20 protein-coding genes, 1 tRNA gene and 1 pseudogene are annotated in these 23,919 nt (G+C 70.4%); 10 read left to right on the top strand and 12 right to left on the bottom strand.

The genetic code is table 11. The annotated features are described in order from the left end of the window. Window positions 1–5: 5 nt before the first annotated feature. On the top strand, window positions 6–1,178 hold the full coding sequence (locus tag ABZ857_RS14970) for an acyl-CoA dehydrogenase family protein (protein ID WP_357043058.1): 1,173 nt from the start codon (window positions 6–8) through the stop codon (window positions 1,176–1,178). Next, window positions 1,175–2,359: an acyl-CoA dehydrogenase family protein gene (locus ABZ857_RS14975; protein ID WP_357043060.1), complete on the top strand. Its 1,185-nt coding sequence runs from the start codon at window positions 1,175–1,177 to the stop codon at window positions 2,357–2,359. The genes ABZ857_RS14970 and ABZ857_RS14975 overlap by 4 nt, the downstream gene beginning before the upstream one ends. Here the strand turns inward: ABZ857_RS14975 and ABZ857_RS14980 are convergent, their stop codons facing one another. After that, window positions 2,360–3,007 carry a TetR/AcrR family transcriptional regulator gene (locus tag ABZ857_RS14980; RefSeq protein ID WP_357043062.1) on the bottom strand — a complete coding sequence of 216 codons (648 nt, stop codon included), beginning with the start codon at window positions 3,005–3,007 and terminating at the stop codon, window positions 2,360–2,362. Between the two features lie 152 nt (window positions 3,008–3,159). On the opposite strand from ABZ857_RS14980, the gene ABZ857_RS14985 reads away from it, so the two are divergent. Further along, window positions 3,160–3,927 carry a nuclease-related domain-containing protein gene (locus ABZ857_RS14985; RefSeq protein WP_357043064.1) on the top strand — a complete coding sequence of 256 codons (768 nt, stop codon included), beginning with the start codon at window positions 3,160–3,162 and terminating at the stop codon, window positions 3,925–3,927. Window positions 3,928–3,999: 72 nt separating this feature from the next. On the opposite strand, the gene ABZ857_RS14990 is transcribed toward ABZ857_RS14985, so the two are convergent. After that, complete coding sequence (locus ABZ857_RS14990) at window positions 4,000–5,355, bottom strand: VWA domain-containing protein (protein ID WP_357043066.1); 1,356 nt, start codon at window positions 5,353–5,355, stop codon at window positions 4,000–4,002. Beyond that, on the bottom strand, window positions 5,352–6,200 hold the full coding sequence (locus ABZ857_RS14995) for a MoxR family ATPase (RefSeq protein ID WP_357043068.1): 849 nt from the start codon (window positions 6,198–6,200) through the stop codon (window positions 5,352–5,354). Before ABZ857_RS14995 ends, ABZ857_RS14990 begins: the two co-directional genes overlap by 4 nt. Window positions 6,201–6,323: 123 nt before the next feature. On the opposite strand from ABZ857_RS14995, the gene ABZ857_RS15000 reads away from it, so the two are divergent. Next, window positions 6,324–6,397, top strand: a tRNA-Lys gene (locus tag ABZ857_RS15000). Between the two features lie 176 nt (window positions 6,398–6,573). Here the strand turns inward: ABZ857_RS15000 and ABZ857_RS15005 are convergent. Beyond that, a pseudogene (locus ABZ857_RS15005) lies at window positions 6,574–6,750 on the bottom strand (transcriptional regulator); the annotation flags it as partial. Window positions 6,751–6,806: 56 nt separating this feature from the next. On the opposite strand from ABZ857_RS15005, the gene ABZ857_RS15010 reads away from it, so the two are divergent. Together ABZ857_RS15010 and ABZ857_RS15015 are read left to right on the top strand one after the other, a co-directional pair. Then, window positions 6,807–7,178: a hypothetical protein gene (locus ABZ857_RS15010; protein WP_357043070.1), complete on the top strand. Its 372-nt coding sequence runs from the start codon at window positions 6,807–6,809 to the stop codon at window positions 7,176–7,178. Between the two features lie 74 nt (window positions 7,179–7,252). Continuing rightward, window positions 7,253–7,690 (top strand): hypothetical protein, encoded by a 438-nt coding sequence (locus ABZ857_RS15015; protein WP_357043072.1) that lies wholly within the window; start codon window positions 7,253–7,255, stop codon window positions 7,688–7,690. Window positions 7,691–7,732: 42 nt separating this feature from the next. Here ABZ857_RS15015 and ABZ857_RS15020 read toward each other — a convergent pair whose 3' ends face one another. The 4 genes from ABZ857_RS15020 to ABZ857_RS15035 form a co-directional block, all read right to left on the bottom strand. Next, window positions 7,733–8,980 carry an endonuclease Q family protein gene (locus ABZ857_RS15020; protein ID WP_357043074.1) on the bottom strand — a complete coding sequence of 416 codons (1,248 nt, stop codon included), beginning with the start codon at window positions 8,978–8,980 and terminating at the stop codon, window positions 7,733–7,735. Window positions 8,981–9,059: 79 nt separating this feature from the next. Beyond that, window positions 9,060–9,950, bottom strand: coding sequence for a DUF4429 domain-containing protein (locus ABZ857_RS15025; protein ID WP_357043076.1), 891 nt, complete (start codon window positions 9,948–9,950; stop codon window positions 9,060–9,062). A gap of 95 nt (window positions 9,951–10,045) precedes the next feature. Beyond that, window positions 10,046–11,974 (bottom strand): Xaa-Pro dipeptidyl-peptidase, encoded by a 1,929-nt coding sequence (locus ABZ857_RS15030; protein WP_357043078.1) that lies wholly within the window; start codon window positions 11,972–11,974, stop codon window positions 10,046–10,048. A 134-nt stretch (window positions 11,975–12,108) separates the two neighbouring features. Beyond that, window positions 12,109–12,531, bottom strand: a complete 423-nt coding sequence (locus ABZ857_RS15035; protein ID WP_357043080.1) for a hypothetical protein — start codon at window positions 12,529–12,531, stop codon at window positions 12,109–12,111. Window positions 12,532–12,578: 47 nt separating this feature from the next. Between ABZ857_RS15035 and ABZ857_RS15040 the strand changes: the two genes are divergently transcribed. After that, window positions 12,579–13,040: a TetR/AcrR family transcriptional regulator C-terminal domain-containing protein gene (locus tag ABZ857_RS15040; RefSeq protein ID WP_357043151.1), complete on the top strand. Its 462-nt coding sequence runs from the start codon at window positions 12,579–12,581 to the stop codon at window positions 13,038–13,040. A gap of 174 nt (window positions 13,041–13,214) precedes the next feature. Next, window positions 13,215–17,258 (top strand): discoidin domain-containing protein, encoded by a 4,044-nt coding sequence (locus ABZ857_RS15045; RefSeq protein ID WP_357043082.1) that lies wholly within the window; start codon window positions 13,215–13,217, stop codon window positions 17,256–17,258. A gap of 41 nt (window positions 17,259–17,299) precedes the next feature. On the opposite strand, the gene ABZ857_RS15050 is transcribed toward ABZ857_RS15045, so the two are convergent. From ABZ857_RS15050 to ABZ857_RS15065, 4 genes are all read right to left on the bottom strand, one after another. Continuing rightward, window positions 17,300–18,910, bottom strand: a complete 1,611-nt coding sequence (locus tag ABZ857_RS15050; RefSeq protein WP_357043084.1) for an SMI1/KNR4 family protein — start codon at window positions 18,908–18,910, stop codon at window positions 17,300–17,302. Between the two features lie 46 nt (window positions 18,911–18,956). Then, a complete protein-coding gene (locus ABZ857_RS15055) occupies window positions 18,957–20,441 on the bottom strand; it encodes a hypothetical protein (protein ID WP_357043086.1) in 1,485 nt (494 codons plus the stop codon). An 870-nt stretch (window positions 20,442–21,311) separates the two neighbouring features. Further along, window positions 21,312–21,464: an HAD hydrolase-like protein gene (locus ABZ857_RS15060; RefSeq protein WP_357043153.1), complete on the bottom strand. Its 153-nt coding sequence runs from the start codon at window positions 21,462–21,464 to the stop codon at window positions 21,312–21,314. 23 nt (window positions 21,465–21,487) lie between these two features. Beyond that, a complete protein-coding gene (locus ABZ857_RS15065) occupies window positions 21,488–21,901 on the bottom strand; it encodes an RNA-binding S4 domain-containing protein (RefSeq protein ID WP_357043088.1) in 414 nt (137 codons plus the stop codon). A gap of 223 nt (window positions 21,902–22,124) precedes the next feature. On the opposite strand from ABZ857_RS15065, the gene ABZ857_RS15070 reads away from it, so the two are divergent. After that, complete coding sequence (locus ABZ857_RS15070; RefSeq protein ID WP_357043090.1) at window positions 22,125–22,913, top strand: helix-turn-helix domain-containing protein; 789 nt, start codon at window positions 22,125–22,127, stop codon at window positions 22,911–22,913. Window positions 22,914–23,101: 188 nt separating this feature from the next. Next, window positions 23,102–23,254: a hypothetical protein gene (locus tag ABZ857_RS15075; protein ID WP_357043092.1), complete on the top strand. Its 153-nt coding sequence runs from the start codon at window positions 23,102–23,104 to the stop codon at window positions 23,252–23,254. Window positions 23,255–23,919 lie beyond the last annotated feature (665 nt).

The following is a 23,919-nucleotide window of genomic DNA, read 5'->3' on the forward strand; positions in this document are numbered from 1 at the left end:
GTGTCGTGGCATGGGATGAGGCGTCGGTCGCCGAGCGCGCCAGAGCCTTCCTCGCGGAGCACGACCCGGCGGCCATGGACCGCCTGGAGTTCCTGCGCGCCCGGTTCGACGCCGGGCTGGCCTGGGTGCACTTCCCCGAGGGCCTCGGCGGGCTCGGCGCGCCCCGTGAGCTGCAGGCGGTAGCCGACCGGGAGCTGAAGGGCACGCCCGACAACCAGCCGGGCCGGATCGGCATCGGCCTCGGCATGGCCGCCCCGACGATCCTCGCCTTCGGCACCGAGGAGCAGAAGAAGCGCTTCCTGCGGCCGCTGTGGACGGGCGAGGAGGTGTGGTGCCAGCTGTTCAGCGAGCCCGGCGCCGGTTCCGACCTCGCCACGCTGGCCACCCGCGCCGTACGCGAGGGCGATGAGTGGGTGGTGGACGGCCAGAAGGTGTGGACGTCGAGCGCGCACACCGCCCGCTGGGGCATCCTCGTGGCCCGCACCGACCCGGACGTGCCCAAACACCGCGGGCTGACCTACTTCGTGTGCGACATGCACGCGCCCGGCGTCGAGGTGCGCCCGCTGCGCCAGATCACCGGTGAGGCCGAGTTCAACGAGGTCTTCCTCACCGGGGTGCGGCTGCCCGACTCGCTGCGGCTGGGCGTGGTGGGCGACGGCTGGCGGGTCGCGCAGACCACCCTGATGAACGAGCGGGTGGCGATCGGCGGCACCCCCGCCCGGCGCACGATGATGGGCGTCGTCGCCGAGACCTGGCGCTCCCGGCCCGAGCTGCGCACCCACGACCTGCACCAGCGGCTGCTCAAGCTCTGGGTGGACTCGGAGGTCATGCGCCTGACGGCCGTACGGCTGCGCGAGCAGCTCGCCGCGGGGCATCCGGGGCCCGAGGGGTCGGGCACGAAGCTGGCCTTCGCCCGGCTGCACCAGGAGCTGTCGGGCCTGGAGGTGGAACTGCGCCGCGAGGACGGCCTGGCCTACGACGACTGGACGTTCCGCCGGCCCGACAAGGTCGACTTCGTCGGCCGCGAGGCGGGCTACCGCTACCTGCGCGCCAAGGGCAACTCGATCGAGGGCGGCACCTCCGAGATCCTGCGCAACATCATCGCCGAACGCGTCCTCGGCCTGCCCGCCGAGCCGCGCGCCGACAAGGACGTCGCCTGGAAGGACCTCCCCCGATGACGCTGCTGTACACGGAGGTGGAGGAGGAGCTGCGGGCCGCCGTGCGCGACCTGCTCACCGACAAGTGCTCCCCGTCCGCCGTGCTCGACCGTGCCGACTCGGCCGCGGCGGGCGGCACGCCGTACGACGCGGAGCTGTGGAAGGCGCTGGCCCGCGACATCGGCGTGGCCGGGCTGCTGATCCCCGAGGAGCTCGGCGGCTCTGCTTCCCACAAGGGCGGCGCTTCGGCCCGCGAGGCCGCCGTCGTGCTGGAGGAGCTGGGCCGGGCCGTGGCTCCCGTGCCGTTCCTGAGCAGCGCCGTCCTGGCCACCCAGGCCCTGCTGACGGCCGGGGGAGACATCGCGGGAGAGCTGCTGGGACGGCTGGCCGCCGGGGAGGCGACGGCCGCGCTCGCGGTGTCGTTCGCCGCCTCGCCGTACGCGCCGCCGACTCCGTGTCATGAACACGGGGCCATCCTCGGCGAGGGCGGCACGGTGACCGGCACGGTCACCGGGGTGATCGGCGCGGAGGTCGCCGACGTCCTGCTCGTCCCGGTGCGGCTGCCCCAGGAAACGGAACTGTGCGTGGGGCTGTGCGCGGTCGAGGCGTCCCCGGCGGTCCAGGTGACGCCGGTCACCTCGCTCGACCTGACCCGGCCCATCGCGACCGTGTCGTTCGCGGCGGCGCCGGCGCGGATCGTCGCGCGGGCCGACGGGCTGGAGGTGCCGTGGGTGTGGGAGGCCCTGGCACGCGGCGCCGGGCTGCTCGCCTCGGAACAGCTCGGCGTCGCCGAGTGGTGCCTCAGCACGACGGTCGCGTACGTGAAGGAACGCCGGCAGTTCGCCCGGCCGGTGGGGTCGTTCCAGGCGGTCAAGCACCGGCTGGCCGACCTGTGGCTGGAGGTCGTGGGGGCCAGGGCGGCGGCGCGCAACGCGGCCGCCCGGCTGGCGGAGGCGCCCGCGGCGGGACCGCTCGGCGACGACGCGGCGATGGCCGTCGCGGTGGCGCAGGCCCACTGCGGAGCGGTGGCGGTGCACGCCGCCGAGGAGTGCGTGCAGCTCCACGGCGGCATCGGGATGACCTGGGAGCACCCCGCGCACCTGTATCTCAAGCGGGCCAAGGCCGACCAGATCGCGCTGGGCACGCCGGGCGACCATCGTGAGGCGCTGGCCGGCCCGGCAGATCTCCCGGCGCCGCTCTGATTACGGACGCAGAGAGTTGAGCAGGAGGTCGGCGAAGTGACGGCCGACCTCCTGGCCGGTCAGCGGGCCGTCGGGGTGATACCAGGTGCCGAGGTGGTGGACCGAGCCGAAGAAGAAGTCGACCACCATCTCGGCCGGGATGTCGTCGCGGAAGACGCCGTCGCGCTGCCCCTCGACGACGAGGTCGCGGAACCGCTCGTGGTAGCGCCGCCGCTCGGCCCGCACGCTCTTGTACGTCTCCGGCGCGAGCTGGTGCATCGACCTGAAGAAGATCTTGGAGTCGTCCAGGTTGTCGACCGTGGTCACCACCACGTCCATCGCCGCCGCGTGCAGCCGGTCGGCCACCGGGCCCTCCGCGTCGGCGAAGCGGTTGAGGCGCTCCATCTGCAGGCGCAGCACCCGGGCGTAGATCTCGTGGAGCAGGTCGTCCTTGGAATCGAAGTAGTGGTACATGGCGCCCTTGGTTACGCCGGCCGCCGCGACGATCTCCTGCACCGACGTGCTCTCGAAACCCCGCTCGGCGAACAGCCGGGTGGCCTCGGCGAGCAGGCGCTGCCGCACCGGCTCCTCCAGGGACCCGTTGGCGGGGCGCTCCCCGTTGACGCGATCCCCCGTTAGGCGGCGCTCTCCAGCTGCGCGGCGGGCCATGCCGACCTCCTTCGTCTCTCGGGTCAAGCATACCGACTGGTCGGTCAAGCGTCGGCACTGGCGTAATTGCGCTACTTCCCTCACCTTAGGAGGGTTGGGATTCCCGCTCGGGTATCCCGGAGAAAGCCGCATGCCTAGTGTGGGGGGTTCGCGTGCCCAGTGGGTCCATTTACGTCCCGAGGGACGAGAAGTTCACCGGCGCCTCGCCGCAGAACCTGTACGAGACGTTCTGGTTCGCCGGACGCAAGAACCGGATCCGGGTCCGGGCCGCGATCACCTTCGCGGGGTTCGTCGTCGGCAACCTGGTGGGCCCGCGGCTCGGGCTGAACATGTTCGCCGCCGGCCTCGGGCTGGCCGCCCTCGCGGGCGGCACGGACCTGTTCGTCGCCTGGCGCCTGCACGAGCGTACGGCCGTGTGGCGGGGCAAGCGCCGCGGTGAGGTGCGCACCGGACGGCTGCTGCGTCTCGGGCTGCGCCGGCACGGCTACCGGGTGATGGACGGCCGGGCCGTGCCGGGCGAGGCGTCGATCGACCACCTCGTCATCGGGCCTGGCGGCGTGTGGATCGTGGACAACGAGGCGTGGTCGCCCGACACCCTGATCGCGCGCTATGGCGAGCGGCTGTTCTTCGACGAGAAGTTCGGCACCTCGGTCGCCAAGGGCCTCATCTCCGCCGCCGGCTCGATGGCCGCGCTGCTCACCAAGGAGACCGGCATCGAGGTCTCCATCGCCCCGGTGCTCGCCGTGCACGGCGGGAAGATCAAGGCCAGGGGTGGCGTGCTGCACGGAGAGGGGCTGACCGTCGCCTACCCGGCCAGGGTGGCCCGCTGGATCCGCACGCACGGTTCCACCGAGTTCACCGAGGAGCAGATCGAACTGCTGGCCCGAACGGCGGCCCGCATCCTGCGCCGCATGAGCTGAGCAACGCGGACGCGGGCCGGAATCGATTCGGGCGAAGGGTCTCGATTCAGGCCGGCGTTTCAGGCCGGCGTTTCAGGCCAGCGTCTCGACGAACGCGGCGAGCTGGGCGACGTTGCGGCACTCGTGCATGGGGACGACCGAGCCGTACGACGTGGCGAGGGAGTCCCCGGTGTCCCACTGGGCCCGGGGCTCGGGGTTGAGCCAGTAGGCGTGCCTGGCCCGCCCGGCCAGCCGCTTCAGCGTGCCCAGCGCCGGGGCCTGGTAGTTGGACCGAGCGTCGCCCAGGATCAGCAGCGACGTCCGGGGGCCAACGGCGTCAGGGAACCGTTCGGCGAAGCGCTCGAAGACGTGGCCGTAGTCGGTGCGGCCGAACCTGACGATGTCGGCCTCGTCGGTGAGGCGTCCGATGGCGTCCAGCACGTCCGCGCCCGGGGCGAACAAGCCGGTGATCTCATCCACCGTGTCCACGAACGCGAACGCCCGCACCTTGGTGAACTGCTCCCGCAGCGCGAACGTCAGCAACAGCGTGAAGTGCGAGAACGTGGAGACCGAGTCGCTGGCGTCGCACAGCACGACCAGCTCGGGCCGGTGCGGGCGGGGCGGGCGCAGGTGGGTGGTGAGCGGAACCCCGCCCGTGGACAGCGAGGCACGCACGGTGCGCCGGAAGTCGAGCCGGCCCCGCCGTCCCCGCTTCTGCCGGATCGACAGCCGGGTGGCCAGGCGGCGAGCCAGCGGGTAGACCTCTCGCCGGAGCCGGGCCAGCTCGTCCTTGGTCGCGCGCAGGAAGTCGACCTGGTCGATCGGCGGCCGGACCGCCGATCTGGCGATCTTCTCGACCCCCGACTCCTCGGCGATCCTGCGGCGTACGTCGGAGGCGACCGCCTCCGTGAACGCCTCGATGGTCCGCGAGAGATGCCGCCGGGCGACCTTCTCCGGCAGGCCGCCGCGCTCGTCCAGCATCGCGGCGAGCATCCGGGCCACCAGCGTCTCGGGCGACAGCGCGCGCAGCACCGGGAAGGAGAACCACGACTGCCTGCCGGGGGCGGCCTGGACCTGCCCGAACCGCCCGACCATCGCCCGGGCGAACTCCCGGAACGCGGGGTCGGCCGGATCGCCCATCAGCAATTCCGCCAGCCGCTCGCGCAGCTCGGGCAGCTCGGCCTCCTCCGGGACCGCCGTGGCCGTGCCGTCGCCCGCGACGGCCGGGAACCACAGGTCGAAGAGCATGTCGAAGCCCGGCCGGTGCGCGGGCCGCTTCACCAGCGTCGCGGCGTACGCCTCGCGGAGCGTCTCACGCTCGGCCAGGTCGATGACCATGAGCGCCTGGGCCGCGTCGAGCCCCTCGGCCGGGGAGACCGGCAGCCCGGCCTCCCGCAGGGCGTGGACGAACCCCACGTGCCGGTCCACGAGGGACGCCGGAGTCGTCATGACCGGGAGGGCAGGCCGAGCTCCTTGGCGGCCCGCACCTGGTCGGAGTTGTGCTTGAGCACCACGCCCAGCGTCTCGCCGATCAGCGCCTCGTCCAGCTCCGTACGGCCCAGCGCGAGCAGGGTGTGCGCCCAGTCGACGGTCTCCGCGATCGAGGGCGACTTCTTCAGCTCCAGCGCCCGCAGCGTGGCCACCGTACGGGCGAGCTGGTCGGCGATGCTCTCGGGCAGTGCGGGCACCTGCGCGAGCAGGATGTCGCGCTCCCGCTCCGGCGTGGGGTAGTCGAGGTGGAGATAGAGGCAGCGCCGCTTGAGCGCCTCCGACAGCTCCCGGGTCGCGTTCGAGGTCAGCACGACGTAGGGCCGGCGCGCGGCGGTGATCGTGCCCAGCTCGGGGATCGTGATCTGGTAGTCCGACAGGATCTCCAGCAGCAGCCCCTCGACCTCGACGTCGGCCTTGTCGGTCTCGTCGATGAGCAGCACGGTGGGCTCCTCGCTCCTGATCGCCTTCAGGAGGGGGCGCTCCAGCAGGAACTCCTCGGAGAAGATGTCGTCCCAGGCGCCGTCGTCGGCCTGGATGCGCAGCAGCTGCTTCTTGTAGTTCCACTCGTACAGCGCCCGTGCCTCGTCCAGGCCCTCGTAACACTGCAGGCGGATCAGCCGGGCGCCGGTGGCCTGCGCCACGGCCTTGGCGAGCTGGGTCTTGCCCACCCCCGCCGGTCCCTCGGCCAGCAGCGGCTTGCCCAGCGCTCCGGCCAGGAACACCGATGTCGCGATCCCGTCGTCGGCAAGGTAGTCGACGGCCGCCAGCCGCCCCCGGACCTCGTCAGGCGAGGCGAACCACATGTGCGCTCCCAACCGCTGATACCGAATGTTGTTCTACTCTAGCCCGATTTTGACCACTCTGATTTGGACTGTTCTGCTCTGATTTGGACTGCTGGGAGGGCTGCGATAACCTCTAAGAGCTCTGCGCCGCTAGCTCAGTTGGTTAGAGCAGCTGACTCTTAATCAGCGGGTCCGGGGTTCGAGTCCCTGGCGGCGCACCTCGTCGGAAAGCCCAGGCCGTTCGGCCTGGGCTTTCCGCGTCTCCCGGGTGGCGCGCAGGGACGCGAGCAGCTGGAGGCGTTCGGCGTCCGCGGTGCCGGGCTTGGCCGTCGCCTACTCCGGCTACCTGAGCCAGGGAAAGCGAGAAGCCGTCCTCTTTAGGGGACGGAGGAGTCACACGCTGGTAGTAATCGGTGCTCAGCCCGGCCAGCAGCGCGACCTCCTCGCGCCGCAGGCCGGCCACCTTGCGCCGGGGCCCCGGCTCCAGGCCGACGTCCTGCGGGCGCAATCGGCCGCGCCGGGCACGCAGGAAGTCGCCGAGCTCACGGGCGTACGGGTGGTCGACAGCCATGCCGACAGTCTGCCGGTGAGGTCCGCGCCGAAGGTAGGTCTGGCGTTCCCAGGCAGATGCGTACGACCGCCGAACTCGACCGCCGCCTGCGCGCCGCAGGCTCGCCGGTCGTCAGCGTCGTCGCCCACCCCGGGCTGTCCAGAAGCAATCTCACCCCCCGGGCCTGGGAGCACCGCGGACGGATCGGGCGGATCTTCGCCCGATCCGGGCTGCTGGTGACGCAGCCGGCCGAGCGGGGGGCGCTGCCCCAGCTCTTCGCCGCCACCGCGCCCGGTGTGCGCGGCGGTCAGTTCTTCGGGCCCTCCGGCTTCTTCGAGATGCGAGGCCGGGTCGTGGAGGTCCGCCCCAGCACGGAGGTGGCCGACCCGAGCGTCGGGCGGCGCCTGTGGACCGCCGCCGAGGCCCTGACCGGCGTCACCTACCTCTGACCCCCGCTCCCGTTAATGTTCGGAGTGGCAAGGAGAAGGGGCCGCATCATGAGTTCGCCACCGAATCCACTGTGATGACTGGTGACTACTGGCAGGAGACGGTCTATGCCGTTCCTCCGCTTCGCAACCTGGACCGTAATGATGAGTCGGCGGTCATTGGCTGGGTTGGCATGTACTTCCCGTTCTCCGGGACCAAAATCGATTGGGGTCGAGCCCCGGGAAAGCATAGGCACTGGGAGACCGATGACGACGATCAGCTGACGTCCATGGCATCCAGGGAGATATGTCAGCGCATTCGTCCCGGTTCGGCGGTTGAACACGTCGGCGACGGGCTGTCACCTTACGGCGTACGCTTCACCAGCGATAACGCGCATTCGGTCGTGGCCGCGTTGCTTGAGATACCAGAACACCACTATTTCCTCGCTGAGGACCGATCGTGGATCGTGGTGGTCACTATCGAAGGAGACCTGGATGTCGCGGATCAACTACCTTTTGGAGAGGCGCGACAGTAACGGCGAGGAATGCAAAAGGTGTGCGAACGCGATCACCAGGTATCACGTGGGGGAGCCGAGGGTGCGGATCCGGCCGAACTCGCCGTCGTAGCCGGGGTCCTTGGTCACTTCGCCGTTCCGCAGACGGCCGATCGCCTCGGCGAGGCGCGGCGAGCAGGCGGCGATGTCGTCGAGGGGGAGGTCGCCGAGGATCGCGAGTTCGGGGCCGAGCGCGGCCACGAGCCTGTCGGTCTCCGCGCCCACCTTCTTGCTCTTCGGGCCCACCCCCAGGGTCTCGGCCACGAGATCCGGGAGCGGGACCAGGTTGCGGAAGCCCGCCGCGCCGCGCGGGCTCCTGCCCGCCGGGTGGTCCGCGAGGTCCTCGACCCTGCTCAGCACGCCGACGGTGAGCTTCCTGCCGCACACCGGGCAGAGGCCGCCGAGCTTGCGCGTCTGCTCCGGGTCGAGTCGCACGCCGCACTTGCGGTGGCCGTCGACGTGGTACTTGCCCGCCTCGGGAAAGAACTCGGTCGTGCCGCACAGGCCGGCGCCGGTGCGCAGAGCCCGCTCGATCGCGAAGTAGTCCAGGTCGGCCTCGAAGATCGTGGTCTCCCGGCCGACGATGGGCGGCGAGTGCGCGTCCGAGTAGCTGACCAGCCGATAACCGTCGAGGCCGGAGACCTGCCACATCATGGCGGGGTCGGCGGACAGCCCGGTCTCCAGCGCGAAGACGTGCTCGGTGAGGTCGCCGAAGCATTCCTCGAGGCCGTCGAACCCCGATTTGGAGCCGAACACGCCGAACCACGGCGTCCAGACGTGCGCCGGCACCAGGTAGGCGCCCTCGCCGCAGGCCAGGACGGCCTCCAGCAGGTCACGGGAGCCCATGCCGACGGTGGGCCTGCCGTCCACGCCGAGGTCGGCGACCTTGGCGAGGCCGCGGTTGAACTCCTCGACCTGCTCGAAGCCGGGCAGGTAGACGAGGTGGTGGATCTTCCGGGAGCGGCCACCCTGAGAGTAGACGGTGGAGATCTCCACCGACAGCATGTACCGCACGGGCGCGGCGGCCACGCTGCCCGGCAGCGCCGCCGCGACCTCGCGGTCGAGGTCGTCGCGCAGCCGGAACAGCCCCGGCTCGGCCGGCACCAGAGCCGTACGGAGCCGGTCCAGCCAGGCCGGGTGCGTGAAGTCGCCCGTGCCCATCAGCGTGACGCCCTTGCGCCGGGCCCACCAGGTCAGCTGTTCCAGATCGCTGTTCTTGCTGCACGCGTAGGCGTACCTGGAGTGCATGTGCAGGTCGGCGTGGAAACGCACGGTGACCTCTCCTGTCGGCTTGACCCTGGATCTACCAGTTTGCCGATCAGAAGAGGTCCAAACGCCCGCCGCCCGGCCCCTACAGTTCGGCGACGCGGTCCAGCAGCGCCTTCTTCGCCGCGCTGAACTCCTCGTCCGTCAGAACTCCGCTCCGGTGCAGTTCGCCCAGGTCGGCGAGCCGCCGAATCAGCAGGTCCCGGCTCAGCGGGTCACGGCTCAGCTGGTCGCGACCGTCGGGGGCGGGGGGCGAGAGGGCGGCGGGCGCTTCCGGAGCGTGGCGGGCCAGCCGCGCCAGCACGGCGGCCCCGACGAGCACGCTCGTCCCTCCGAAGCGCTGCACGCCCCAGGACAGGCAGCGCGGGTCCTCCTCGGGCAGACCGGTCGGCCCCTTGCCGCGCACGTGGAAACGCAGGCTCCCGTAGGCCAGGCCCGATTGCGGCTTCCACTCGACGCCGGTCAGATCCGACAGCCGGAACTCCTGCGCGCCGGCCGCCTGTTTGACCGACTTCGAGAATCCCGTCCACTCCAGGCGGACCCGGACGCCGTCGAAGCTCACGGTGCCGTCACCGGCCGTGGCGCTGATCGGCACGGCCGGACCGGGCAACAGGAAATCAGGACAGGGCTCCTCCGGCACCTGGGCCAGCTGCACCAGATCGCGGATCTCGCCGGCCATGTACTCCGCAGCGGCTCTGCGCTCCTTGGGGATCGCCAGCCGGTAGGGGTCGGCGGGGGCGGCCAGCAGCCCGGCACCGACCTCGGTCAGGGGGTCCGCGCCGGGCCGCAGCCGCAGCCGCAGGTGCCCGCCCTTGCGAGAGGGCTCGAACACGGCACCCGCCACGGCCTCCAACGGCACCACCAGGGCCCCGAGGACCTTGCGCACCTCGTGGACGTCGCGGCCGCTGCCGGGGGTGATCTTCACCGCCTCGACATCGACCGTCCATGAGCCGTCTTCCACGACGATCTCGGTCATGCGATCACACTACGACGAAGGCGGGGACCGTTGAACCGCTCGGACGACGGCGCCGGGACGGGGGTCCCGGCGCCGTGTCGAAGGACGGTCAGGGATCAGTAGAGCTTGTTGTCCGGCACCGGCAGGTCGATCTGCTGGGGACCGTGCCAGGTGCCCTTGTCCTCGGGAATGTCACCGCCGTTCAGCGCGTGGCCGACGCCGAGCACGAGCGGAATCTGCACCCGGCTCTTGTGCAGGTCGATGGTGACGGTCGTGCCGGTGGCCCGCTCGCCGCTGTAGTTCGAGTCGGTGCCGGCGATCACCAGCCCGATCCTGTGGCCCTTCTTGAAGACGTACTCCTGCGGCAGCGTCTTCCACTTGACCTGCGCGTACGTGCCGGGAGTCAGCGGCGACGACTCGGAGAGCGAGTCGCGGTTCTGCGCGTCGATCCAGCCGCGGGCCACGACCTCCAGCGGCCGGGTGGCCAGGTTGGTGACGACCTTCCGGTAGCAGCCGTCGTCGGCGGCGGTGCTGTCGCCGTGGCAGTCCTCCTCGGCGAGGGTGGTGACGCCCTGTCCGCGGCGCCAGTCGACCCGGGTGTCCTCGCCGAAGTCGACGAGAAGCGCGGTGAGGTTCGAGGTCGGCCTGTCGAGCGAGACTCGCAGGTCCACTTCGGGCGTGCCCGACATGCGCAGGTCGCGCGGCAGCTCACCGGTGGTGAAGGAGACCCGGCCGGGCTTGGCCGTGCCGACGTCGGCGACCATCGCGTCCTCCGACTGGCGGATGTCGGTGAAGCTCGCGGTCTCGCCGTTCCTGCCGGGGTTGAGGTTCAGTGAACCATCGGCGGACGGGCGGAAGAAGTGGGTCGATGCGGCCGGCGTCGGCCAGTCGCGCTGGGTGATCCACTCGGCCGGGCCGACCTGCACGTCGGCGCGGGGCTCCCGCATGATCCCGTTGTCCACACCGAGCAGCCAGTGGTCGAACCACCGGTGCAGCGTGTCGACCCACAGGTCGCGGCGCCCCTCGAAGTCGAAGGGGTCCACGTGCTGATACTGGCCGACCCAGATCTTGCGCGGCACGTTCCGGTCGGCGAGCGCCTGCCACCACACGGAGAAGTTGTCGGGCTTGACGTTCAGGTCGTTGACGGTGTGCACGACGAAGACGCTGGCGTGCACCTTCGAGGCGTCGCCGAGCGATCCGGCGACGTAGTCGCGCTCGGCCCAGAAGCCGTTGTAGTTGCCGGTGGCGTCGTCGGCGTCCACGTCCAGTTGGGCCCGCTTCGCCGCGCACTTGGCGGCCGGGTCGGTGTCGATCACCCGGGACAGGTACGACATGTAGTTGTAGTTGTAGATGACGCCGTTGGAGCGCTGGTACTTGTACCAGGAGCTGATGGCGGAGATCGGGACGATCGTCTCCAGGCCCTCGACCCCGGTCGCCGCGACCGCGTTGGCCAGCGTGCCGTCGTACGACTTGCCGATCATGCCGGCCTTGCCGGTGCTCCAGTCGGCCACCGCGGGGGTGCCGTCGTCGTGGTAGGCGGCGGCGCGGCCGTTCAGCCAGTCGACGACCGCCTTGCCGCCCAGCACGTCGGCCTTGCCGCCCACGTCGGGACAGCCGTCGGACTTGGTGGTGCCGACCATGTCGACGTTGAGGACGGCGTACCCGCGCGGCACGAAGTAGTTGTCGTAGAACAGCGGGAACTTGACGGGCTCGCCCGCCGCGTCGTACACCTTGCGCTCGGCCTCGTTGCCGCGCCCGGAGTTGTCGTAGTAGGGGCTCTCGTCGATGATCGACGGCACCTTGAGCCCGGGCCCCGACTCCCTGGGTCTGATGATGTCGACCCTGACCCGGTCGAGACGGCCGTCGGAGTCGCTGTCGACGCTCGACTCGACGTAGACATGCTCGCGGACGGCGTCGGCGTAGGAGAAGACCGGCTGGGTCCGTCCCTGGTCGACGGTGATGGCCGGGGCGGCGGTGGCCGCGTGGGCCGGGACCGCGGCGATCGCGGTCACGGCGACGGCGGCGACGGCTGCTCGTAACAGCACGGAGAGCCTCCAGAGGGGGGTGTGGAAAATCCCCCGCAAATCTCCATGCGTGTCCGTATGACGACAAGATCCCTTTATGCGATCGACATCACCTTGGTCCTGCTGTGTGATGAGCCGGGAGGCCGTGCATCCGATCAGGTTCCGGGACTGACGACGGTGCTCACGAACACCGGCGTGTCGGAGACGGCCAGGCGCAGCCGCCGCTCGCGGACCTCGACGGCGTGAGGCCGGCCGAACGCGTCCACGGCCGTCGCGGCGGAAGCGGGCCAGGGCCAGGAGACGGGGACGGGCGGCCGGTCCTCCCCGTCGACCATGACGTCAGCTGTGTCGTCGGCCGTGTCGCGCCGGTTCCACAGCACCAGTAGCGGCCTCCGTCCGGCACGCTCGACCTCGAACGCGTACAGGCCGGGCGGGTCGTCGGGCCGCACCCGGGTCACCCGGCCGGCCCCCGCGAGCTGCGCGGTGAGCAGGGCGAAGGTGTCCGCCGCCGGATGCCGGACCGCGAGTTCGCCGTCCCGGTAGCCGAGCATGGCGAGCTTGCCGGACATCAGATGCATGATCTGCAGGGGATCGGCCGGGCCTGGGACCTCGGGTCGAGATCCCGCTGCCCGGGGAGCCCGGCGGCGACTGGCGCGGCGACCTGCGCACGCTCGCCCTGGAGACCCGGCGGATGACGTCGCGGCACCCCTGGTTCGCCGTGCTGGTCCACGCCCGCCCTCCGGCCGGTCCGCACATGATGCGCAGGCTGGAGTTCATGCTCACCGTCCTCGTACGGCAGGGGGCGACCGTCGGTGATGCGATGACCTATGCGGCGCTGATCGACAGGCACGTCCTCGGCAGCGCCCTGCAGGAGAGCGAGGAGGCTCGTCTGGAGCGGCGCCACGGCCTGGACGACGACGCCCGGCTGCATGCCGCCATCGCGACGCTCCGCGACCTGGCCGCCGCCGACGGCCGCCTGCCTCACCTCACGGAATGGCTCACCCGTCCGGCCGGCCCCACGCCCGGGGAACGTTTCGCGATCGGGCTCGACTTCGTCCTCGACGGGATCGCCGCCCGGCTGGCGTGATCGCGCCGTCGGCCGATATCTTCTCAAGATCACGAAAACCTTTTCGTAACGCTCGGATCGCCTCTGACCTGTCCTTAGATCATGACCGTTGACAGCGCTGCGGGTTTCTTTTACGTTACCGAAAACCTTTTAGTGCGTTTTGTGCGTCGCGGGGGGATGCCGGAAGGAGAGGTCATGAAGCCACGTTGGCGGACCCCGGCGGCAGCCGGGCTGTTAACGCTGACAATGCTGAGCGGCAGCCTGTTAACGCTCACAACCCCGGCGTCGGCCGCGCCGGAGATCCTGCCGGCGCAGTCCCAGGACCAGCTCGGCCTGCCGGTCTTCACCGGTGGCGACCCGGTTCCCGACGAGCCGGTGAAGTACGACCCGCGGCGCATGATGCGGGCCATCTACGACAAGGAGAAGGGCGGCGACTCCTACTGGATCGACCGCATGCTGGCCCGCAAGGGCGACGACCCGGCCGGCCCGTGGCTGATGAGCCGGGGCAGGGCGGCGTTCATGAAGGAGCACGACCCGTCGGTGATCGGGTTCGGCGGCAGCCTCGCCTACTGGGAGAGCATCGACAACCGCGACGCGTACGCCGTGGACCTGGGCACCGCCCTGCGGGAGAACGTCGCCGAGCGGCTGCAGACGCCCAGCCACTGGGAGGGCGTCTATACCGGCGACGGCCTGTCGGTCGTGGTCGAGAAGTTCATCACGCACGAGAACGTGCTGGTCACCACGCTCGCGATCACCAACACCGGCACGGCGAAACGCTCGGTGCCGGTGACCGTGACCTCGCCGTACGCGAAGACGGCGGACGGTGACCGGGAGCTGACCGGGGTGGTGACCGCCAAGAACCGGCTCACCACGATCTTTCCCCGGCTCAGCGGCGACGGCCTGAAGGTGGACGGCGCGGCGCTGAAGGGCACGCTGACCGTCGGCCCGGGCAGGACCGTGCGGACCAAGGTGCAGCTCGGGCTGGTCACCGAGGAGCTGCCGGGCTCCCGCGAGGAGTACGACGGCTACAAGGGACGCTCGCCGGAGAAGGCGCTGACCAGGCAGATGCAGGACTACAACGCCTGGTGGGCGGACAACGTGCCCTACATCGACGTGCCGGACGAGAACATCAAGAAGTTCGTCTACTACCGCTGGTGGCTGATGCGCTTCAACTTCCTCGACGCGGACATCCCGGGCAACGACTTCCAGTTCCCCACATCGGTCGAGGGCGCGCTCGGCTACAACAACGCGATCGTGCTGACCGTGCCGATGTTCATCCAGGACCTCAAGTATCTGCGCGACCCCGTCTACTCCTACGGGCCGTGGGTGTCGGCGGGTGAGGTCTCCAAGAACTCGAAGTACACCGACAACCCCGGCGACCCAGAGAACTGGAGCAACAGCTACACGCAGTACATCTCGGCCAGCGCGCTGGAGAGCTACCGGCTGCACGGCGGACAGCCCGGCATCCTGCGCAACCTGGCGCGGTACGCCGAGAAGGACGTCTACGGCCAGCTCAACGCGTACGACTCCAACAAGAACGGCGTCATCGAGTACGACTGGGAGGCGATGACGGGCAACGACGCGGACGCCGTGTCGTTCCACTACTACGGCGGCGCCAACGAGCGGGCCGAGGGCGCCTACGTCTACGCCAACGCGACGGCCGCCGCGAAGGCGTACGAGCTGATCGGCGACACCGCCAAGGCGGCCGAGCTGCGCGGCGTGGCCGACAAGGTCAAGAACGGCGTGCTGACGCTGCTGTGGGACGACAAGGACAAGGTGTTCAAGCACCGCGACCTGCGCACGGGCAACCTGATCCCGTGGAAGGAGTCCAACAACTACATCCCGTTCGCCACCGGGCTGGTGCCGGCCGACGAGCCGAAATACCGCGAGGCGCTGCGGCTGTGGACCGACCCCGCCGAGTATCCGATCTTCCCCTTCTACACGGCCAACCAGAAGGACAAGGCCGAGGCGGCGGCCCAGGGCAAGCCGGGGTCGAACAACTTCTCCCAGATCAACTCGACCCGGGACTTCTCGCTGTTCTCCAAGGCGCTGCACGAGTACTCCTCGCCGTACATCACCCCCGAGATGTACAAGCAGTTGCTCTACTGGAACGCCTGGGCGCAGTTCGTCGGCGGCGACACCCGCTGGCCGGACGCCAACGAGTTCTGGGCCAACTGGAACCCGCGGACCAAGAGCATCGACTACCGCTCCTGGATCCACCACACCATCCTCGGCAGCAGCAACTGGACGGTCATCGAGGACGTCATGGGGCTGCGCCCGCGTGACGACGCGAAGGTCGAGCTGTGGCCGGTGGACATCGGCTGGGACCACTTCACGGTCAACGACGTCGACTACCGGGGCCACGACCTGACGATCGTCTGGGACAAGCCGGACGGCGACGTGAAGTACCGGGGCGTGCCCGAGGGCTACTCGATCTTCATCGACGGCAGGCGCAAGGTCACCCTGGCGGGCCTGGCCCACGCCGTCTGGGACCCCGCGACAGGACGCGTCGAGGGCGGCACGGTGCTGCACAGCGAGGCCGCGCGCCGGCTCAAGGCGCCGACCGAGGTCAAGCTGAAGGGCGACAGGATCGAGGACCTCTTCGCCAAGGCCGGGGTGCCGCTCGACAGCGACGCGCCCAACCTGGTGAAGTCCGCCACCGCCTCGTACGGCGACCCGGCGGGCGCGGTGGACGGCTTCACGATCAACGAGCCCTACTGGGGGAGCAAGGGGTCGGGCAAGGCGTCCGACTGGCTGGAGGTGGACCTCGGCTCGGCGCGGCCCGTGGACGACGTGCGGCTGTACTTCTCCAACGACCGCAAGACGGGCGGATACAGCGAGCCCGCGCTCTACACGGTCCAGTACCTCGACGGGTCGGAGTGGAAGGACGTGCCCGGTCAGGCCAAGTCGCCGGTCTACCCCCGGGCCAACCTCAACGAGGTGCGCTTCCCGTCGATCACCACGGCGAAGCTGCGTGTGGTGGTCACCCACCGGCCGGGGTACGCCACCGGCCTGAAGGAGGTGCAGGCGTTCTCCACCGGTGGCCGGCCGCCGTCCGGGAAGAACCGGGCGCCGTACGCGCTGGTCGTCCAGGACGAGAGCGTGAACCGGCCGGGCCAGGTGCGCCTGAACGCGGTGGTCAAGGATGACGGGCTGCCGTCCGGGCAGCTGACCGCCGCCTGGGACGTCGTCGACGGGCCGGGTGAGGCGTTCTTCAGCGACCCGTCCGGCGCGACGGGCACGACGGTCTCGTTCACGAAGGCGGGCACCTACCGGGTGCGGCTGACCGCCACGGACGGCGCGCTGACGACCAGGACGACGGTCACCGTCACGGCGACCGAGCAGGCCGAGGACGTGAACGTCGCCGCGAACGCGACGCCCACCGCCTCCTACACCTCACCCTGGGAGAAGGTGAGCGCGGTCAACGACGGCATCGACCCGCCGCGGTCCAACGACGCCGTCAACCCCCGCTGGGGCACCTGGCCCCAGCAGGGCACGCAGTGGGTGCAGCTCGAATGGCCGGCGCCCGTGAAGGTGCACAAGTCGGACGTCTACTTCTTCGACGACGGTGGCGGCGTCCGGGTCCCCGCCTCCTGGAAGATCCAGTACTGGGACGGCGCCGCGTTCAAGGACATCCAGGCCGATTACCCCGTGGCCGCCGACACGTACAACACCGTGTCGTTCGACCCGGTGACCACGACCCGGCTGCGCGTGGTGCTCCAGTCGGGGCAGGGCTCGGTCGGACTGCTGGAGTGGAAGACGTACGCGGTGCGGCCCGACGGCGTGCGGCCCGTGCACGTGCCCACGCTGGTGAACACGCTGCCCGAGCTGCCGGCCTCCGTCGAGACGACGTACGCCGACGGCGGGCGGGGCACGGCCAAGGTCACCTGGCAGCCGGTCACGCTCGACCAGGTGAAGACCGGCGGCAGCAGCTTCACGGTCGCGGGCCTGGCCGAGGGGGTGCGCGACGCGGTCCACGCCACGGTCTACGTGCGCACCACCGACGCGGTCACCGTCACCTCGATCGCCGAGGAGAGCGTGACCACGCGGGCCGGAACGGCTCCGTCGCTGCCCGGCAGCGTCGTCGCCACCTACAACGACGGCTCGAAGGACAGCCGGGTGAAGGTCACGTGGGACGCGGTCGGTCCCGAGCGGTACGCCGCCCCGGGCACCTTCACCGTCACCGGCCACGTGGCAGGCAGCACGGTCGAGGCCAAGGCGGTGGTGACCGTCACCTGATCGGGGCAGCCCCCGGGCCCGCCTGACACGGCCCGGGGGCGTCACCGTCGGGTGGTGCTCTCCCACTGCAGTTCGCCCTTGACGACCTTCGGCCGCCAGCCGCGGATCGGCCTGCCGGTCTCCAGCGACCTCGTGGTCGCCTTCAGCAGCGCCAGGTAGGACGGCCACACCACGTCGCCCTCCAGCGTGATCCCCTCCTCGTTGAAGAACTCGCCGGTCTTCCCCGTACGTGTGTCGAGGAAGAGGTTCCCGCCGTCGTTGGCGTAGGCGAAGGGGATCAGGCGGCCGTGCCACCAGTAGCCGAGCGAGTCGTCCCCGATGTCGCACAGCATCTTCCACTCCGAGCGGATGTGCTTGGCGGACATCAGCTCGTAGAAGGGGGCGGGCCCGAACCCCCACGAGCCGCCGCCGTCGTGCCGCAACAGCGACGCGCGCAGGTCGTCGGGGAAGCGCAGCCCCATCGCCGCCTCCGACCTGGCGATGTCCAGGGGGCGGGCCGCAGGTCGCAGCAGCTTGTACGTCGCGGGCGCCTTCCGGGCCAGCCACCGCTCGATGCGCCGCCACACCGCGTTCACCTCGGCGGTGACGCGCGGCCCCGGCATCCGCACCCGGGGCGTACGACGGGCCGGCAGGCACCCGCCGGCCCGCCGTTCCTCGGCCGTCGGCTTCTCCGGGGTCGGCTCCACTGTGGGCGTGGGGGTGGGGGACGGCCGGGGGCCGCCGGCGCAGCCCGGCCGCACGGGGGCGGGGTCTTCGGCCCAGCGCAGCTCGCAGCCCGCCGTGACCACCGGATACCAGTCCCGCAGCGCCTCACCCCGCTCCAGCGCGCCGGCCAGCGCCTCCAGCATCGCGACATGCGACGGCCAGCCCATCGGGCCGTCGTACCTCAGCTTCTCCTGCGACCTGGCCTCGCCCACGCGCCCCGTACGCGGCTCGACGAACAGCTCCTGGCCGCGGGCATCACTGCCGATGGCCAGGAGGCTGCCGTGCCACACCCCGTCCTCGGGGTCGGCCGCGTCCCGGTCGCCCTCCATCACCAGGTCCTGGCAGTTGCCCCAGTTGATGTAGTCGATATCGGACAGGTCGAGCAGCCCGTAGGAGGGCGGGAGCCGGAACCCCGAGCCCAGGTTGCCGTCGGCGCCGTCATGCCGCAGGTAGGAGGCGTACAGGTCGTCGGGCAGCCGGCGGTCGTGCGTGGCCTCCCAACGGGCGAGGTTCTGCGGGCCGGCGCCGAACTTGAGCTGCCGCAGCGTGGCCGAGGCGTGCGCGCCCAGCCAGCGTTCGACCCGGTCCCACGCCTGGTTCACGCGCGCGGCGACCGCAGGATCGGGCGTACGCGGGGTGTACGCGGGCTCGTCGCCCATGAAGACCGGCTCCTGCGTCTCCTTGGGCCAGGCGATGCTCTCGTCGTCGTCGTCCCACTGGACGGGCGGACAGCCGATGGCCTTCGCCTCCTCCGGGGTGAGCGCGTTGGCCTTCATCTCGGCTTCGAGCTCGGGATCGTCGCAGGACAGCGACACGGTGTCGCCCATGGACACGGAGGAGCACGTCACCGCGTCCTCCATGAGGTCCGGCTCGCCCGCGAGCCCTGCCATCAGGAGCACGGCCACGAGCGCCGGCGGCACGACGCGCGCCCATCGGGGTCCGACCACCCGCGCACCTTACCGATCTTGTCCGCCTTCGCGCCGGAAAATCGGCCTATATGCGTAAGTGCCAGCGCAGGACGTGCGCGGTCCGTTCGCCCAGCGCGTCGTACGCCTTCTCGACCAGCGCCGCCAACTCGCGGAGCCGCTCGGGTGGTCCCGCGTACGCGCCGGCCGCCTGCCGCGCGAGCCAGTCGTCCACACCGGCCCGGGCCTGCTCGCGGAGCGACTCGTCCGGCCCGGTCAGGAGAACGAGGTCGGCCTTGAGCGCGTTCCACACGCTCGTCCCGGCCAGCAGCCGGCGAGCCGCCCGTCGTACGTGCGGGGGACGGCCGCCGTCGAGCAACGGCCACAACCGGTCCTCCGGCGGAGGCGCGTCGCGGAGAGCCTTGGCGACGTGGCGGACGACGACCGGCGCGGGATCGACGAGCATCGCGGCGAGGTCGGCCCGCGTTCCCAGGCGGCACGCGGCGCGTACGGCCTCCGCCCGGACGCGCGGGCTCTCGTCGGCCAGATACGGCAGGACGATCCGGGCGTCGGCGGGAGTGCCGCATTCGCCCAGGCCGGCGACCAGGTCCCTGATGCCGTGCCGGGGCCCGCCGGCCAGGAGCCGGCGGTAGAACTCCGCCGGGTCGCCGCCCGCCCGCCGGACCGCCCACTGCGCGGTCAGCCGAACCACCGGGGAGCGGTCGCCGAGCATCCGCTCTCCGTGCTGCGGCGCGCCGAGCCGCACCAGGGCGGTCAGCGCCGTGGCGCGCACCCGGGCCGCTCGGTTCGCCAGGAGCAGCCGCAGCAGGTCGGGACGGTCCAGCCCGGCGACCGCCTCCGCGCACAGCGTCCGACAGGTCACGTCTTCCTCGTGCTGCGCCGCGTGAACCAGGTCCGCCTCGCCGAGACGCCCGCCGTCGAGGCAGGCCTGGTAGGCGAACCGGCGCGTGGGGATGTCGGCGCTGCTCCGCAGGGCCGTGAGGACCTCGTCGCTCGCCCGCGTGATCGCGTCACGCACCATGCGGACGACCGCTTCGCCGCGTCGCCGTCCCCCGAGCCGTACGGCGACCGGCGCGACGGTCTCCATGACGGTCGCGGTGGGCGCCGCGAGAACCTGGTCCAAGACGTCCGCCGCGGCCGACCGCACCTCGGGCACCCAGTCGGCGGCACGGATCACCAGGATCGGCAGCAGCCGCGGATCGTGGCGCATGGCGGAGTGCCGGACAGCGCGCTCCCGCTCGTGACCGTCGTGGGCGCAGGCTGCCGCCAGCACGGCGAGCGGGGTGTCCGATACCGCGGGCTTGCGACGCCGGCGCCACAGCCCGCGTGGCTCAGGCGCCGTAGCGACTGTGGGTGCTGCGTACCACGTCGAACGCCGGGCGGGGTCGAGTTCGGGCCACAGCCAGGGCGGGGCCGCCGCCAGGGCGTCGAGAGTGCGCTCGGCGTGCTCGCGATCGGCCGCCGCCCGGAGCAGTGCCGTCCACAGGTCCCACAACACGTAGAGGTGGCCCCGTGCGGCCCTGGCGATGAGCGTCTCGATGGGATCGACCACCTCACCCCCAGAAAGCCTCAAGGGAGGGCAATCCTGCGGCGGTAAGGTCCTTATCCAGCCAGGAGGGTTCTCCGGCGTAGGCGGCAGCCCAAGCATGTGCCATCGAGTCAGCTTCCGGCCGGAGAGAGACTATGACCGTCTCTCGCGCCAAATGCGGCCCCAGGAGGCGTCGCAGCAGTGCGCCGTTTGACGTCTCGACAGTCATTTCTTCTACGGCCCGATTTGTGGCTCCAATGGAAACAGTCAGACCCCAGCTACAAATAACGCCATACAAATGCGGTGCGACGGAGACAACTGGCTGGAGAAGATCATGGAGGAGCGCCACTCGCTCGGATCCTGCCGTACGCGCCCAGTCTGTGAACTGAAACAAACCGTCAAGCGCGTCGAGTCGGAGCCACGTTGGAGTTGGTCCGAGGCTTTGGAGGGCCTTCACTCTAACCGCATGACGAAGGCGGTGGGCGATGTCACGTTCGCGTGGGACCCCCCGGAACGTGACGGTTCCATTTGGAACGTGGGCTCACCTGCGGCAGCGCGAAGCCGCAGCCCTAGCATCAGAAACTGCGGGAGGGCGGCACGGTGAGACGCAAACAACATCATTTCCGCAGGTAACCGCCCACGCTTCCGATACTGCCGTCGAACCCAGGAGGGACCGAGCGTGTCCTCAAGCAGATGAAGTACGTGTTCGAGTGCGAGCTTGCCCGCATCGCTGAGTCCGGGATTATCGATGAAGCGCTGCAGTAGATCCCATTCAGGCAAGTCAACGTCCATAGGGACCAGCATGAGGCTTGGGCCACTCAACTGCCATCAGTTTCCCCGGCAATCACAAACCGTCTACCGGAGAGAAGCGGTGCTCATGCTGACGGTCTGCCATCATTCTGTCGTCAGCTTGCCGTCACAACCGCTCATGATGATGGCCGGCACTCGGCCGGCTCCACCGCCGATCCAGATCGTGCGGAGGCCCGCGGCTCGTCCACCGGCTATGCCGGTGGTGGGGTTGTCGCCGATCACCCAAGAACTCCGCATCCAGTTCGATGCGGCATGGCCGTTCACTCCGGGCGTGCCCGACGGTCCCGCCCCTCCACCACCGGGCGCCCGAGCAGCCTGTCGATACTGCGGCGCTCGCGTTTTGTGGGACGCCCCGCGCCACGAGCCCGGACGGCCACCGTCACGGCCTCCTCGCGTGGAGGAGGCGGAGGGCTCTTGTCGACGTAGCACTCGGCGGCCACGGGGGCGCCGACGCGCTTGGTGATGATGCGGGAGACGACCACAATGCGTTCGCGCCCCTCGTGCCGCAGACGGACCTCGTCACCGACCCGGACGACGTGTGCGGGCTTGACCCGCACACCGTTGACGCGGACGTGACCGCCCCGGCAGGCGTCGGACGCGATCGAACGAGTCCTGGTCAGCCGTACTGACCAGATCCAGATGTCCACCCGCGCGCTCACCTGCTCACCCGACACCCCGCCACTGTACTGAGAACGGCGCGATCGCCGGCAGGCAAGCCCGCCTGGCCAAGGGCAAGCTGAGCTCGGCCCCGCTGCCCCTTTCACCCGCCTGCTGAAGGATCGTGAGCAGCGGCGACTGGTCATCGGGGCTTGGGTCCATATACTTCCCATCAGGGTGTGGTCGCGCCGAGTGTTCTCGCTTGCAGGGTATTCAGCTGCTTCTTGTCTGGTGGCGGGCGTGGTTGATGACGGAACCGTGGTGGGGCGGGTCGCTGCGATCCTGGACGCGGTCGCCTCCGCAAGCGGACCCCTGCCGCTGGCGGAGCTGACCCGGCGGACGGGCATTCCCAAACCGACGGTACGGCGGATCGCCGCCAGCCTCGTGTCGCGCGGGCTACTGAACCGGGCCGACGACGGGTATGTGCCGGGCGGCACGCTGGCGCGGTACGGGCTGCATGCCCTGGCGCGGCATCCGGCAGCGCTCGCGGCGCAGCCCGTCCTCGCAGACCTGCGCCAGCGGGCGCCCGGCGGAATCGCCTGGTTGAGTACCGTGCACGGCGGGGCGCTCACCCTTACCGGAGCCACCTGCGGACGGGAGCACCACGCAGCGATCCGCGCCAGGTGGCCGACGGCGGAGTTGATCGGCTCCAGCGTCGTCCTCGTCGCCGGATGTCGCCTGGAGATCGCGCATCAACCCGAGCGGGCCGCCCGGATCCTGTCCGCCGGATGGCGGCGGCTCACGCCGTACTCTGTCACCGACCCGCGCCGGATGCGGTCCTTGCTCGCCGAGGCCCGCGACACCGGCGTCGCGCGGGAAGACGAGCAGACGCGGCTCGGCTGGAGTTGCCTCGCAGCGGTGCTCCGCGGCCCTGGAGGAGCCGTCACCGGCATCCTCGGGATCGCCGGGCGCACCGGCTCGCTGGCCGCCCCCGCCCTGCGCGCCGCCCTGGTACGGCAGGCGGCGGACCTGGAGGCCGAACTCCGCGCGACCGGCCTTCCGCAGGAAGCGCTGCCCGCGGGTCACTGAGTGACCCGGCCGCCTTGTCGGCGTGCGGTGCCCATCCCCATCCTGAATCCGGCGATGCGGCAGGGCATGGGAGGGCGTGCGTGTTTCCGGATCCGGGTCAACGGGCAGCGAGGCAGGCCCAGCAGGAACACCAGCGAGGGGTCAACCAGAGGTTCAGCGACTTCCGGCCGCCCCGCCGGGGAGGGTGCATGTCCTTCCTCATCCTGGTCGCGGTGGCTCTCGCGGCACTCGGCTGGGCCAGCGCGCACGGCTACACCCCCGCCACGATCATCCGTGACATCCAGCACTTCGTCACGACGCCGCCGACCCCGGACGTGCCAGGGGACGGGAGCGGCGGCTGACCCGGCGAGGCGGCCTTCATCGCCCTCACCATCAGCATCGGCGTCACCGCGCACGGCGAGGCCGACCTGGCGGCCGGAACCCTTGCGGTGCTTCATGCCCGCCATGATGTCCGCGTGCCCGCCGGGAATCGATCGGTTTATCCGGCGCCCACAGCACGTGCCGCCGGCCCGGCCCAGTCCCATGATCTGGAAATGGACGCCGTGACCACCTCGGGCGACCCGGTCCGCGTAACTCCTCAAAACGCGGAGAGGCCTCTCCCGGTAAAGTCCTCATAAGATCGTTGCCGACCGTGACCTTTTTGTCGTGGCGACTCCCGGTCACCGTCGTAATTCATTGGATGTTCACCGATGGGCGCCTGAGGTGCGCGAGTTTGCCTTGTGCAATCGTGACGCGCGTCTGGCGCCGGGCCTGCGGACACTACGCACTGTGAGCGGCTGTCAAAGCCGGCCGCGCCGACCCGCCTCGGAAGTGGTGAATTTCACACCGGATTACCTCCCCGCATTTTTTCGGCATCCCGTTCGCCCGTGATTTCGGATGGCATGGAAATGTGTGGCCACGCCGGGATATTCCATGCGGAGAGCGTCCGTGATAAAAACGCCTCTCGGCGCGAGTAATCGCCGGATGATCGGGGCGATCGTCTTACTCGAATCTCCGAAGGCCGCCG

It is taken from the genome of Microbispora sp. NPDC046933 (assembly GCF_040644635.1).
In the GTDB taxonomy this organism is placed as follows: Bacteria; Actinomycetota; Actinomycetes; order Streptosporangiales; family Streptosporangiaceae; genus Microbispora.

What these genes read in the sequence shown, in the direction of transcription:
- ABZ857_RS15060 (WP_357043153.1), bottom strand. Translation starts at nt 21,464, where the DNA reads ATGCGGAGTTCTTGGGTGATCGGCGACAACCCCACCACCGGCATAGCC.
- ABZ857_RS15075 (WP_357043092.1), top strand. Translation starts at nt 23,102, where the DNA reads ATGTCCTTCCTCATCCTGGTCGCGGTGGCTCTCGCGGCACTCGGCTGG.
- ABZ857_RS15015 (WP_357043072.1), top strand. Translation starts at nt 7,253, where the DNA reads ATGACTGGTGACTACTGGCAGGAGACGGTCTATGCCGTTCCTCCGCTT.
- ABZ857_RS14980 (WP_357043062.1), bottom strand. Translation starts at nt 3,007, where the DNA reads ATGGCCCGCCGCGCAGCTGGAGAGCGCCGCCTAACGGGGGATCGCGTC.
- ABZ857_RS14975 (WP_357043060.1), top strand. Translation starts at nt 1,175, where the DNA reads ATGACGCTGCTGTACACGGAGGTGGAGGAGGAGCTGCGGGCCGCCGTG.
- ABZ857_RS14990 (WP_357043066.1), bottom strand. Translation starts at nt 5,355, where the DNA reads ATGACGACTCCGGCGTCCCTCGTGGACCGGCACGTGGGGTTCGTCCAC.
- ABZ857_RS15035 (WP_357043080.1), bottom strand. Translation starts at nt 12,531, where the DNA reads ATGCATCTGATGTCCGGCAAGCTCGCCATGCTCGGCTACCGGGACGGC.
- ABZ857_RS15010 (WP_357043070.1), top strand. Translation starts at nt 6,807, where the DNA reads ATGCGTACGACCGCCGAACTCGACCGCCGCCTGCGCGCCGCAGGCTCG.
- ABZ857_RS14995 (WP_357043068.1), bottom strand. Translation starts at nt 6,200, where the DNA reads ATGTGGTTCGCCTCGCCTGACGAGGTCCGGGGGCGGCTGGCGGCCGTC.
- ABZ857_RS15025 (WP_357043076.1), bottom strand. Translation starts at nt 9,950, where the DNA reads ATGACCGAGATCGTCGTGGAAGACGGCTCATGGACGGTCGATGTCGAG.
- ABZ857_RS15045 (WP_357043082.1), top strand. Translation starts at nt 13,215, where the DNA reads ATGAAGCCACGTTGGCGGACCCCGGCGGCAGCCGGGCTGTTAACGCTG.